Below are 13049 nucleotides of genomic sequence, written 5' to 3'. Positions count from 1 at the left end.
GGTTTTATTGAATTTCCGATCCGCTCTCCGGGAGGAGGAAGAAAGCGGTCAGTCATTCGCTACGGACTGGTTTGAACTTGTCTTGCATCAAAGACAGGGCGCTTGCGAGTGGACAAAATGTCCGATGGCGCAGAGGGTGCCATGAGAGTAGTCCGCAAACCAGCGCAGTCTTCCTCCCAAGGGCCGCAATGTCTCGTTTTGCCAAACTTCTTCTCGTGCCCCTGGTGGCACCACTTCTCGCCGGCTGTAATGCCGTGGTGATGGCGCCTGCAGGCGATGTCGCCGTGCAGCAGCGCGATCTCATCATCATCGCAACAGTGCTCATGCTGCTCATCATCATTCCGGTGATGGTGCTGGTCGTGCTGTTCGCGCGCAAATACCGGCAGGGCAATAATGCCAAGTACGAACCGAACTGGGATCACTCGACCCAGCTCGAGCTGGTGATCTGGTCGGCTCCGCTCGCCATCATCATCTGTCTTGGCGCGGTGACCTGGGTGTCGACCCATCTGCTCGATCCCTACCGCGAGCTTGGCCGGCTCGGTCCGGACCGGCCGATCGTCGCAGAAATCGAGCCCCTCGAAGTGGGGGTCGTGGCGCTCGACTGGAAGTGGATGTTCATCTACCCGCAATACGACATTGCCACGGTCAACGAGTTCGTGACGCCGGTCGATCGGCCGATCAGCTTCAAGCTGACCGCTTCGACCGTGATGAACTCTTTCTACATTCCCGCCATGGCTGGTCAGATCTATGCCATGCCGGGCATGCAGACCCGGTTGCATGGCGTGATCAATGAGCCTGGTACCTATAAGGGCATTGCTGCCCACTATAGTGGCCATGGCTTCTCGGGCATGCACTTTGAGACCAAGGGCGTGAGCGATAGTGAATTCGAGGCCTGGGTGGCCGAGGTTCGCAATTCGCCGGATATGCTCAGTCGCCAGCGCTATCTCGAAGTCGAAAAGCCGAGCGAACATGTGCCGGTGATGCATTTTGCCGGTGTCGAAAGCGGGCTCTATACCGCCATCGTCAACATGTGCGTCGAGCGCGACAAGATGTGTGTGAGCGAGATGATGTCGATCGACGAGCAGGGCGGACTTGGCCATGCCGGCATCGATAACCTGGCGCCGGAACTCTATGGCGGCGGCGAAAAGAACCGCTCGCCCTTCGGCCCGCAGAAGACCTATGTCGCCGCGATCTGTTCGACCGACGAAGCCATTGCCATGACGGCGAAGCTGCCGGCGCTCAAGGCTCCGAACGCTACGCCACTGGTCGGCAAGGGTCTGACCCGTCCCGAAATGGTCGCGCAGAGCAATGCGCCCGCGCTTGACTGGCTCGCCGGCAAGCTCGCCTTCAACCAAAACACCTCGGCTGACGCGCTATGACAAACGAATTCTGGTCCTTCATTTTCGGGCGTCTCACCTGGGACGTCCTGCCGCTGCATGAACCAATCGTGGTCATCACCTTCATCGTCGTGGCCATTGGTGGTCTCGCCGTGCTGGGTGCGCTGACCTATTTCAAGCTCTGGGGCTATCTCTGGAAAGAGTGGTTCACCAGCGTCGACCACAAGAAGATCGGCATCATGTATATGGTGCTCGGTCTCGTCATGCTGCTGCGCGGCTTTGCTGACGCCCTGATGATGCGCCTGCAACAGGCCATCGCCTTCAATGGCTATGAGGGTTACCTCAACGCTCACCACTATGATCAGCTGTTCTCCGTGCATGGCGTGATCATGATCTTCTTCGTGGCCATGCCGCTGATCACGGGCTTCATGAACTATGTCGTGCCGCTGCAGATCGGTGCGCGCGACGTCAGCTTCCCGTTCCTCAACAATTTCTCGTTCTGGATGACGGCCGGCGGCGCCGTACTCGTGATGATGAGCCTCTTTGTCGGCGAATTCGCGCAGACCGGTTGGTTGGCCTTCCCGCCGCTATCGGGGATCGAGCATTCACCAGCCTCAGGCGTCGACTATTATATATGGTCGCTGCAGGTGGCGGGCGTGGGGACGACCCTGTCAGGCGTCAACCTGATCGCGACCATCATCAAGATGCGCGCACCGGGCATGACGATGATGAAGATGCCGGTCTTTACCTGGACCTCGCTCTGCACCAACGTTCTGATCGTTGCGTCCTTCCCGATCCTGACCGCGGTTTTGACCCTTCTGGCGCTCGACCGCTATGTCGGCACCAACTTCTTCACCGCCGACTTCGGCGGCAGCCCGATGATGTACATCAACCTCATCTGGATCTGGGGTCACCCGGAGGTCTACATCCTCATCCTGCCGTGCTTCGGCATCTTCTCGGAAGTCGCCTCGACATTCTCGGGCAAGCGCCTCTTTGGCTACACGTCCATGGTCTATGCGACCGTCGTGATCACGGTGCTGTCCTACCTCGTCTGGCTGCACCACTTCTTCACCATGGGCTCGGGGGCGAGCGTCAACTCGTTCTTCGGCATCACCACGATGATCATCTCGATCCCGACAGGTGCCAAAATCTTCAACTGGCTCTTTACGATGTACAAGGGCCGCATCCGCTTCGAACTGCCGATGATGTGGCTCATCGCCTTCATGCTCACCTTTACCATTGGTGGCATGACCGGCGTGCTGCTCGCCGTGCCGCCCGCCGACTTCGTGCTGCACAATTCGCTGTTCCTCGTGGCGCACTTCCACAATGTGATCATCGGCGGCGTGCTGTTCGGCATCTTTGCCGGCATCAACTACTGGTGGCCCAAGGCGTTCGGCTACAAGCTCAACGAATTCTGGGGCAAGGTGTCGTTCTGGCTCTGGAATGTCGGCTTCTGGCTGGCTTTCGGTCCACTCTATGTGCTGGGCCTGATGGGCATCACGCGGCGCCTGCGCACGTTCGATGACCCGTCGTTGCAGATCTGGTTCATCATCGCCGGCATCGGCGCGCTGGTGATCGCGGGTGGCATCGGTGCCATGCTGATCCAGTTCGGTGTGTCGATCCTTGGCAAGAACAAGGAGTGGGATACGACGGGCGATCCATGGAACGGCCGCACGCTCGAATGGGCGACATCCTCGCCGCCGCCGCAGTACAACTTCGCCTTTACGCCGGTCATTCACGACAATGACGCCTGGGCCGACATGAAGGCGCGGAATGCGCAGCGTCCGACGAAGGACTTCATGGAGATCCACATGCCGCGCAATACCGGTACGGGCGTGGTCCTCGCCGGTCTTAGCGTCGTGCTTGGCTTTGCCTTGATCTGGTACATGTGGTGGCTCGCCATCCTGAGCTTCGTGGCGCTCATCGGCGCCGCCATCATCCACACATTCAACTACGACCGCGACTACTACATCCCGGTCGAGGCCGTTGCTGACGTCGAGAACGAACGCACGCGCCTGCTGAGCGGAGCCCGCTAAGATGAGTTCACACGCAACGACAGCCGAGGGCGAAGCCCCGCAGTTCTACGAACTGGTGCCGCATCACCATGCTCCGCATGGCTCGACCCAGATCGGGTTCTGGATCTACCTGATGAGCGACTGTCTCATCTTCGCGTCGCTCTTTGCCATCTATGGCGTGCTCGGCGGCAATTTCGCCGCCGGCCCGTCGCCGGAACACCTGTTCAACCTGCAACTTGTGGCAGTGAGCACGGGCGCGCTGCTCCTCAGCTCCATCACCTATGGCTTTGCCATGCTCGACATGGACGAGGGCAAGAAGACCGGCACGCTGGTCTGGCTGGTGATCACCGGCATTCTGGGCGCTGTGTTCCTGGGGCTGACGCTCTATGAATTCTACCACATGATCCATGAAGGCGCGGTGCCGCAGCGTTCGGCCTTCCTTTCCGCCTTCTTCGTGCTGGTGGGTACGCATGCTCTGCACGTGACCTTCGGTATTCTCTGGCTCGTGACGCTGCTGGTGCAGATCGGGGCCAAGGGGCTGATCCCGGCCAACAAGATCCGCGTGCAGTGCCTGTCGATGTTCTGGCACTTCCTCGACGTCATTTGGATCGGCGTCTTTACGGTTGTCTATCTCATGGGGATGCTGCGATGAGCGCTCACACCTCCACCGATACGCTGGCTTCGGGCACGCATGCACATCCCAATCCGGATGCGCATGGCGACGGGCACGATCACGGCACGCGCCGGACTTATCTCATCGGGTTTGCGCTTTCGGTCATCCTCACCGCCATTCCGTTCTGGCTGGTGATGGGAGACGTGATCGCCGACACCACGATTGCCACGCTGGTGATCATGGGCTTTGGCGTGGTGCAGATCTTTGTGCACATGGTCTATTTCCTGCACATGAACACCAAGTCCGAGGGCGGCTGGACGATGATGGCGGCGATCTTCACGATCATCATCATCGTCATTGCTCTCTCGGGTTCGCTCTGGGTGATGTTCCATCTCAACACCAACATGATGCCGGGCCATATCATGAACCCGGCGGACTTGATCTGACGCCATGACGGAGCGGGAAGGGCAGGGGGCGCGAAAACTCTCCTTCGGCCTAATTGCCTTTGCCGCTTTCGCCGCCGTTTGCGCCGTGGGCTTTGCGAGCCTGGGCGTGTGGCAGGTCGAGCGGCTGGCCTGGAAGAACAGCCTCGTAGCGGCGGTGGAAGAGCGTAGCAACGCCGCGCCGCTTGATCTCAATCAGGCGGATTGGGGCGGGATCGACACCGGGACCAGCGAATATCAGCGCGTGTCGGTCAGCGGGCGGTTTGAAGGCAGCGACACGCTGAGCCAGGCTGTTACCGTTTATGGAGGCGGCTTCTGGGTCATGACGCCGCTGCTGCTCGACGATGGTCGGGCGGTTCTGGTCAATCGTGGTTTTGTGACGGCCGACCAGCGTGACGCCGGCGTTGAGCGGCCGGTGGGTGCCGTCACCATCACCGGGCTATTGCGGGCCAGCGAGCCCGACGGCGGATTTTTGCGGAGCAATGATCCCAATGCCGGACGCTGGTATTCGCGCGACGTGGCGGAGATCGGGGCGGCCGGTGGCGTTGAGAATTTGGCGCCGTTTTTCATCGATGCTGATGCGAGTGGGGAGGGCTATCCCGTTGGGGGGCTGACCGTCCTCACCTTCTCGAACAATCACCTGCTTTATGCGCTGACCTGGTTCGGCCTGACGCTGCTTTCGCTGTTCGCGCTCTACTGGTTGCTCAGGGATCGGTTCCGGCGCTAGGCCTTGATCACCGGCAGGCTGATCTCGAAGAGGGCGCCGCCTTGCGGGGCCGAGGCGACGCTCACCTTGCCGCCGTGGCGCTTGATGATGTCGTAGACCAGACTCAGGCCCAGGCCGGCGCCGTTGGGCGATTGCGACAGGCGGTGGAAGGGCCAGAAGATCTCTTCGCGGTGCTCGGGGTCGACGCCCGGGCCATTGTCGGACACGCAGACGCGACCGTCGGTGTTGACCTCGACGCGGATGCTTACCTCCGGGCCGCCATGCGACATGGCATTGAGGACGAGGTTGGCAATGGCGCGGGAGAGGGCGGAGGCATCACCCTTCACGCTCACGGGCTTTTCCGGGCCGTCAAATTCGATATCGCAGCCGGCATCGATGGCGAGCGGGGCGAGATCTGCGGTGACCTGAGCGGCGATGTCGACGAGATCGACGGTTTCAAAGCTGTCGGGTGACAGCGCCAGGCGATGGAGGTCGAGCAATTCGTTGGCCATGCCGCCGAGCCGGGCGGAATCCCGCTGCAGCTGGCGCTTGTCTGGACCGTCGGGCAGGGATTCCAGACGCGTCTGCAGGATGGCGATGGGCGTGCGCAATTCGTGCGCTGCGTCGGCGAGGAAGCGCCGTTGCCGCGCAATGCCGCTGTCGAGGCGGTCGAGCGCCTCGTTGAAGGCGCGGACCAGGGGCACGAGTTCGACCGGCACATTCTTGTAGGAGAGGCGCACGTCGCTCTGGCCGATATCGATCTGCTCGGCATCGCGCGCCACCTGCTCGACGCCGAGGAGAGACCGGCGAATGAGCGGCGGAATGGTCAGCACCGTCGCGGCCGAGAGCAGGATGATGAGGCCCACGAACATGGGGTTGCCGAACGCCTTGGCGACGACGCTGAAGCGCACGGGAGGGCCGCCGCCGGTCATCACCCAGAGGCGCCCCATGCTCGAATTGCGGGTCCGGACGATGGCATAGGGGTGTTTGGAATCCCCGAAATCGGTGAAGTTCGCCGATGAGACGTGGACCAGGTTCTGCGGGAAGAGGTTCACCGGGGCAGGCACATTGCCGCGCCGCACGATGTTGCCTTCGACATCGACCATGATGAACCAGAAGTCGGGATAGGTATCGACGACCTCCTGCAGGTCGGAATTGGGCTCCAGGGAAAAACTGCCATCTTCGACGCGCTGGACGGAGCGGACGATGTCGTCCACGACGCCTTCATCGAGCCCCTGCTGGGCGCTGACGGCGATGAGGAAAGGCACCGCGGCGACCAGCGTGAAGCCCACCAGCACGACAATCTGGATGGCGATGAGGCCACGCGAGAGGACGAGGCGCAGCGAGAGTGGCCGATGCTTCATGAGGTGGCCCGGAGCAGGTAGCCGATGCCCCTGATGCTGTGGATCTCGACATTGGCGGGCGCGAGCTTGCGCCGCAGGCGGGAAATATGGGCGTCGAGCGTGTTGGAGGCGATTTCGTCGTCAAAGCCGTAAACGGCTTCCTCGAGCGCGGAGCGGGCAACGGTGCGGCCGGCGCGGCGCACGAGCACTTCTAGGGCCAGCACTTCCCGGCGGGTCAGCGTCATCGGTTCGCCGGCGGCAGTGGCCGTGCCATCGCCGAGGTTGAAGGTGAGTTTGCCCACGGTAATGCCCATGTCGGCAATCATGGCGGGGCGGCGCATCAGGGCGCGGATGCGGGCGACCAGCTCGTCGACGACGAAGGGTTTTGCCAGATAATCGTCGGCGCCGGTTTCGAGGCCTTCGATGCGGTGCTCGGGGGAGCCAAGGGCGGAGAGCACGATGATGGGAAGGCCGGCTTGCGCCCGGCGCAATTGCGGAATGATCGTCAGGCTGTCGCCGTCGGGCAGTTTGCGATCGAGGACCGCGATCGAATGGACGGCGTTTTCGACCGCTTCGAGGGCCATTTCCAGGGTCGAAACGTGATCTACCAGAATGTCGTGGCGTTCGAGGGCACTGATCAATGCTCGTGCCAGATCGAGCTCGTCCTCCACCAAAAGTATACGCATGGCTACCTCATCATGGATGGGGTTATGTCTGACAATGATTGCCATTGCATTGCGTGGACTTTGCAGTTTCGCAATGTTGCGGCAATATGGACCACGGAAAAGGAGCCGAATGCGAGCACTTTAACATGCGCGTCGGCCGGCTCTCCGGACTTTGCGCCAATCCTGGATAGAAACAGCCTTGGCCCAACGTTTGAGACAACTGCGCAGGACGCCGTCGCCCTCGCTCTTCCAACGCCCGTTAATCCTCCGATAGGCCAGTGCCCACAGGCCGATAGACTATCAATCGACCCCATTTCATCAGGACACTCTCCATGACCACAGCCCATGAAAAGCCCGAATGGGCACAAAGCAAGCGGGAAAAAGAAAATGCCCGCCGGGTCGCTGAGGGCCTCAAGCCCAAGCGCCGGATCGGGCCATGGATCGTGCTCGGACTGATCGTGGTGGGCGGTGTCGTCTACTTCGCCACGCGACCATCTGCGCCGGCCACGGTGGAAGAGGCCGAGGCCGCGCCGGTCGTAAGGCAATTGCTGTCCTCGGAAATCACCGAGATTGCGCCGCAGGTTTTGCGGCAAACGGTCAGGGTCACCGGAACGCTGGTGCCTTCCAAGCAGGCGGTCGTTGCGGCGCAGGCCGCGGGGCGCGTGCTGAGCGTTGCCGTGCGTCCCGGCAATGCTGTCAAGGAGGGGCAGGTGCTGGTTGAGATCGATCAGGCCAATCTCGCCCTGCAACTGGCGCAGCAGCGCGCCACGGCCGACGCGACGCGCGCGCAGCTTTTCTCCTCGCAACAGCAGCTCGAACGTACCGAGGAACTGGCGCGGCAGGGGCTGACCAGCCCTTCGGCGCTGGAACAGGCGCGTTCGGCGACCGCAGCACTAGAGGCCAATATGACGGCACTTGAAAGCGCGGTGTCGGTGGCCGAGCTGGCGCTCAGCAATGCAACGGTGCGTGCGCCCATTGATGGCGTCATTTCCGAGCGCTCGGTTGAGGCCGGCCAGACCATCGGTACGGGCACGGCGCTCTTTACCGTCGTCAATCTCGATGAAATGGAGTTTCAGGCCTCCGGCTCGGTCACGTCGAGTGCACTCGTGTCGCCCGGCCAGGCGGTGGAAGTGACGGCGGCGGGCCTTGCGAACGAAACCTTCGAAGGCGAGGTGACGCGCGTCAATCCTGTAGCGGCGAGCGGGACGCGGACCATTCCAATCTATGTCCTGATCGATAATGAACCCGGTCGCCTCCGCGGCGGCATGTTCGCCACGGGGCAGATAACGGTTGCCGAGAAAGCGGATGCCATTGCGGTTCCGGCATCGGCACTGCGCGAGGACGCCGAGGGCGAATTCGTGCTCAAGCTCGATAACGGCACATTGGTGCGGCAGGCGGTGGAGCCGGGCGACGCCTGGCATCGCGGTGGCGTGGTGGAAGTCAGCGGGCTGACCGCGGGCGATGTCATCGTCTCAGCGCCGCTTGCCGAGCTCACGGCCGGCTCCGCCTACGAAACCGTAGAGGACTGACGCATGTTCCTCACGCGCATCAGCGTCAACCATCCCGTCTTTGCCACCATGATCATGGTGGCGATCATGGTCTTTGGTATCTATTCGTACCAACGCCTGCCCATCGAGCAGATGCCCGATATCGACTTCCCGGTCGTGGCGGTCGTCGTCAGCTATCCCGGCGCCTCTCCCGAGGCCGTGGAAGCGGACATCGTCAAACCCATCGAAGACGCGGTGAATACGCTCGCCGGTCTCGACACCATCCAGTCCACGGCGCAATCGGGCCAGGCCATGGTGCTCATGATCTTCGATCTTGAGCAGAACTCCCAGCAGATGGCCCAGGAGGTTCGCGACAAGATCGATCCGATCAAGGCGGACCTGCCTGACAATGCCGGCGATCCGCGCGTACTGCGCTTTGACCCTTCGGCACTGCCTGTGCTTTCGCTCGCCGTCAGCTCCGATACGCTGTCGGACCGTGATCTCACCTCGCTCACCGAAGACATCATCGTCACCCGCCTCTCCAATATTTCGGGTGTCGGCAGTGCATCGGTTGTCGGCGGGGTGCCGCGCCAGCTCAATATCCAGATCGATCCCGATCGCCTGACTGCGTACAATATTGCACCCAATGCCGTGATCTCGGCGCTGCAGGCTTCGAACCGCGACCTCTCGGCCGGTTCGATCACCGAAGGCAGCATCGTGCAATCGATCCAGGTGCTCGGACGTCTCGAGAACCAGGAGGATTTCTACGACATCATCGTGGGGAACCAGGGTGGCCAGCCGGTCACCCTGCGCGATGTGGCCACGATCGAAGACGGGACCGGGGAGGCGTCGAGCCTTGCCATTCTCAACGGCGAACGGGCGCTGGCGATCGATATCCTCAAGACTCAGGGCGCTAACACGGTTGGCGTTGCGGAGGACATCCGTCACACGATCGACAATCTGCTCGCCAACGAACTGTCCAGTGCCGGCATCAATATCGAAGTCGTGGTGGATAATGCCAAGCCCGTGGAAGACTCGTTCCATGCGGTCCAGAACATGCTCATCGAAGGCGCCATCCTTGCCGTCGTGATCGTGTTCCTCTTCCTCAATTCCTGGCGCTCGACTGTCATCACCGGCCTTACCCTGCCGATCTCGATCATCGGTACCATGGTGGCGCTCAACTTCCTGGGCTTCACACTCAATATGATGACGCTGCTGGCCCTGTCGCTGGCGGTGGGCATCCTCATCGACGACGCCATTGTGGTGCGTGAAAACATCACGCGCCACCTGCATATGGGCAAGAGCCACCGTCAGGCGGCTTTTGACGGTACCAATGAAATTGGGTTGGCGGTTCTCGCCACGACCCTCTCCATCGTTGCCGTGTTCCTCCCGGTTGCCTTCATGGACGGCATCATGGGGCGGTTCTTCCTGCAGTTCGGCGTCACCGTTTCGGTTGCCGTGCTGATCTCGCTCTTCGTTGCCTTCACCCTCGACCCGATGATGTCGAGCGTCTGGTACGATCCTGCGTCCAATCCCAATGCCAAGCGCGGCCCGATCGGCCGTGCCATCCAGCAGTTCGACCGCTTTTTCGAATGGGTCACCGAGGGCTATCGCCACCTCATCCGCTGGGGCCTCAAATATCGCAAGACGGTGCTGATGATCGCCGTGCTGTCGCTAGTCGGGGCGCTCGCTCTCTTCCCGCGGGTCGGGGTTGAATTCGTGCCTGCTACGGATACCGGTATCTTCACGGTCACGGCCGAGACACCGGCCGGGTCGACGAAGGAACACACGGCGCAAAAGCTGCGGCAGGCTGAATCTGTCCTGCGCCAGATCCCGGAAGTCGAGCGGACCTATTCGACCATTGCCGGCGGCCTTGCGGCCAGTGGCGCGAATTCTGGCACGCTGACCGTGACCCTTGTTTCCAGCGACCAGAGGACCCGCTCGCCGCAGGACCTCATGCCAGAGGCGCGACGCCTGCTTGAAGCGGTACCTGGTGCCAAGTTCCAGGTGTCGGCGGCTTCTGGCCTTGGTCAGTCGACGGCGCCGGTCTCGATCACGCTCTATGGCGACAGCTTCGTCGAACTGGGCCGGCTTGCCGACCAGTTGATGGCGAAGATGGAGGAGATCGACGGGCTCATCGACATCACCTCGAGCCTCGACGACGCCCAGGCGATCGTCGGCATCACTGTCGACCGCGAACTCGCCAACAATCTCGGCGTGTCCATGGCGCAGGTGGCTGCGACCATGGGGCCGCTGATCAGCGGCGAGGAAGTCGTCGACTGGACCGCGCCCAACGGGGAGGTTTCCTCGCTGGTCGTCCGGCTGCCGGAAAGCCTGCGCAGTGATTTCGACGCCATCAGCAACCTGCCGATCGCCCAGTCCGGCGCGACGGGTTCGAACGGCATGATCACGCTCGGCCAGGTGGCGGAAGTCGTCGCCAGCACTGGGCCGGCGACAATCAATCGCCAGGATCTTCAGCGTGGGGTGACTGTCGAGGCTTATTTGTCTGGCGTCGAACTGGGCACGGTGACGCCGCAGCTCCAGGCGGCTGTGGGCAGCCTCGAATTCCCGACGGGCTATCGCAGCAGCTTTGGCGGCGAAGTCGAGCAGATTGCCGATACGATGGGCGCCATCGGTTCGGCGCTGTTGCTGGCGGTGATCTTCATCTACCTCGTGCTCGCCAGCCAGTTCGGCAGCTTCCTGCAGCCGATCGCCATCATGGGCTCGCTGCCCCTGGCACTGATCGGTGTCATGGTGGGCCTGCTCATTGGTGGTTCGACGCTCAACATGTTCTCGGCCATTGGCTTCATCATGCTGATGGGTCTGGTGGTGAAGAACGCCATTCTGCTCGTCGACAATGCCAACCAGCATGTGAAGGCCGGCGCGAACCTCTATGAGGCGCTGGTCGAAGCCGGGGTGACTCGCTTCCGTCCGATCATCATGACGACGCTCGCCATGATCTTCGGCATGTTGCCGCTGGCCTTGAGCCTGCATGAGGGCTCGGGGCAGAACGCGCCGATGGCCCATGCCGTGATCGGGGGTCTCGTCAGTTCGACGGCGCTGACGCTGCTCGTCGTGCCGGTGCTGCTGACCTATATCGACAGCTTCAGCGCCTTCACCCGCCGCTTCATGCCCAAGGCGCCGGACGATCACGAGCACGAACCGGCCGAGACTGTTCCAGCCAAGCCCGCGGAATAAACAAACCGCGCCATCCCCAGGGGGTGGCGCGGTTTTGCTTTCAGACGCGGCCCCAGATGGCCTCGGCGGTTTCGACCACGAGGTCGAGCTTGCGGCGCTGGTCGTCGAAGGTAAGGGCATTGCCCTCTTCGGTCGAGGCGAAGCCGCATTGCGGGGCGATGCCGAGCTGGCCGATATCGGCATATTTGCTGGCCGCATCGAACTTGCGCTTGAGATCGTCGAGATCTTCGAGCTCAGCCGTCTTGGTGGTGATGAAGCCGGGCAGGACGCGCTTCTTGCCCTTGGGCAGGAGGCGTAGCGGTTCGAGCCCGCCGGAGCGCTCGTCGTCATATTCCATGAAGTAAATATCGACGTCCGTCTGGTTGAAGACGGCATCGGCGGCTGGATCGTAGGCGCCATCGGCGACCCAGGTCGATTTGAAATTGCCGCGGCACATATGCATGCCGATCAGCATGTCAGCCGGGCGGTCGGCGATGGCGTCGTGCATCATCTGTGCGTAGCGGCCGATCAGCCAATCGGGGTCTTCGCCGCGGGCCTTGCGATCGGCGCGGATCTTTGGGTCGCAGAGATAGGCGAAGAAGATGTCGTCCATCTGCAGGTAGCGGCAGCCCGCGGCGTAGAAGGCTTTTACCGCATCCTTGTAGGTGGCCGTGATGGCATCGAAATAGGCATCGGCATCGTGCTTGTATTCGGCGACCGAGATATCGTCGTCGGCAATTCGGAAGTGGATGGCGCTGGGGCCGGGGATGGAAATTTTTGGCGTCACCTTGGTCTTGGCGGCGACGAATTTGTAGTGCTCCAGCATGGGGTGGTCGGCGGGGAAGCTGAGTTTTCCCGAAATCACGGGCACGTCGGCCTTGGTGGCGACGCCGTGGAACTGGATGCCGCCGCCTTCGCGCTGGATAATGTCGAGCCCGTTGAGCATGCCCATGAAGTCGAAATGCCACCAGGCGCGGCGGAATTCGCCATCGGTCACGGCTTTCAAACCGGCGTCTTCCTGCATCTTGATGACGTCGGCGATGGCCTGATCTTCGACGGCATGCAGCTCTTCGGCCGAGAGGGTCTTGTCCTCGAAATGCGCCTTGCGCGCTGCCTTTACGGCATCCGGCCGCAGGAAACTGCCGACGATATCGGCATGGTAGGGTGGCTTGACTGGATCGGTCATCTTTCCTCCGAGATGCGTGTTCCGCCTTGGCCGGCGCTTGCCCCTCCTTACCACGGAGCAAGGCCCGTTGCACATGA

At 61.8% G+C, this 13049-nt stretch carries 10 protein-coding genes; 7 read left to right on the top strand and 3 right to left on the bottom strand.

Features of this window, described 5'->3' with window-relative positions; genetic code table 11:
* Positions 1 to 188: 188 nt before the first annotated feature.
* The 5 genes from cyoA to NVV77_RS16935 are packed head-to-tail and all read left to right on the top strand — an operon-like array spanning position 189 to position 5135.
* A complete protein-coding gene (gene cyoA / locus NVV77_RS16955) occupies positions 189 to 1379 on the top strand; it encodes a ubiquinol oxidase subunit II (protein WP_295415141.1) in 1191 nt (396 codons plus the stop codon).
* On the top strand, positions 1376 to 3373 hold the full coding sequence (cyoB, locus tag NVV77_RS16950) for a cytochrome o ubiquinol oxidase subunit I (RefSeq protein WP_295415140.1): 1998 nt from the start codon (positions 1376 to 1378) through the stop codon (positions 3371 to 3373). The genes cyoA and cyoB overlap by 4 nt, the downstream gene beginning before the upstream one ends.
* Position 3374: 1 nt before the next feature.
* On the top strand, positions 3375 to 4004 hold the full coding sequence (gene cyoC / locus NVV77_RS16945; protein ID WP_295415139.1) for a cytochrome o ubiquinol oxidase subunit III: 630 nt from the start codon (positions 3375 to 3377) through the stop codon (positions 4002 to 4004).
* A 23-nt stretch (positions 4005 to 4027) separates the two neighbouring features.
* Positions 4028 to 4411: a cytochrome o ubiquinol oxidase subunit IV gene (gene cyoD / locus NVV77_RS16940; protein ID WP_295416185.1), complete on the top strand. Its 384-nt coding sequence runs from the start codon at positions 4028 to 4030 to the stop codon at positions 4409 to 4411.
* Between the two features lie 4 nt (positions 4412 to 4415).
* Positions 4416 to 5135 carry an SURF1 family protein gene (locus NVV77_RS16935; RefSeq protein ID WP_295415138.1) on the top strand — a complete coding sequence of 240 codons (720 nt, stop codon included), beginning with the start codon at positions 4416 to 4418 and terminating at the stop codon, positions 5133 to 5135.
* Here the strand turns inward: NVV77_RS16935 and NVV77_RS16930 are convergent.
* Positions 5132 to 6478, bottom strand: coding sequence for a HAMP domain-containing sensor histidine kinase (locus tag NVV77_RS16930; RefSeq protein WP_295415137.1), 1347 nt, complete (start codon positions 6476 to 6478; stop codon positions 5132 to 5134). The two genes, NVV77_RS16935 and NVV77_RS16930, sit on opposite strands and share 4 nt — an antisense overlap.
* Positions 6475 to 7143, bottom strand: coding sequence for a response regulator transcription factor (locus NVV77_RS16925; RefSeq protein WP_056312329.1), 669 nt, complete (start codon positions 7141 to 7143; stop codon positions 6475 to 6477). Before NVV77_RS16925 ends, NVV77_RS16930 begins: the two co-directional genes overlap by 4 nt.
* 311 nt (positions 7144 to 7454) lie before the next feature.
* On the opposite strand from NVV77_RS16925, the gene NVV77_RS16920 reads away from it, so the two are divergent.
* Together NVV77_RS16920 and NVV77_RS16915 are read left to right on the top strand one after the other, a co-directional pair.
* On the top strand, positions 7455 to 8651 hold the full coding sequence (locus tag NVV77_RS16920; RefSeq protein WP_295415136.1) for an efflux RND transporter periplasmic adaptor subunit: 1197 nt from the start codon (positions 7455 to 7457) through the stop codon (positions 8649 to 8651).
* A 3-nt stretch (positions 8652 to 8654) separates the two neighbouring features.
* Positions 8655 to 11807 (top strand): efflux RND transporter permease subunit, encoded by a 3153-nt coding sequence (locus tag NVV77_RS16915; RefSeq protein WP_295415135.1) that lies wholly within the window; start codon positions 8655 to 8657, stop codon positions 11805 to 11807.
* 40 nt (positions 11808 to 11847) lie between these two features.
* Here the strand turns inward: NVV77_RS16915 and NVV77_RS16910 are convergent, their stop codons facing one another.
* Positions 11848 to 12972: a 5-methyltetrahydropteroyltriglutamate--homocysteine S-methyltransferase gene (locus NVV77_RS16910; protein ID WP_295415134.1), complete on the bottom strand. Its 1125-nt coding sequence runs from the start codon at positions 12970 to 12972 to the stop codon at positions 11848 to 11850.
* Positions 12973 to 13049 lie beyond the last annotated feature (77 nt).

The sequence above is a fragment of the Devosia sp. genome (genome assembly GCF_024707125.1).
In the GTDB taxonomy this organism is placed as follows: Bacteria; Pseudomonadota; Alphaproteobacteria; order Rhizobiales; family Devosiaceae; genus Devosia.
This window is presented reverse-complemented; position numbering and strand designations above follow the sequence as displayed.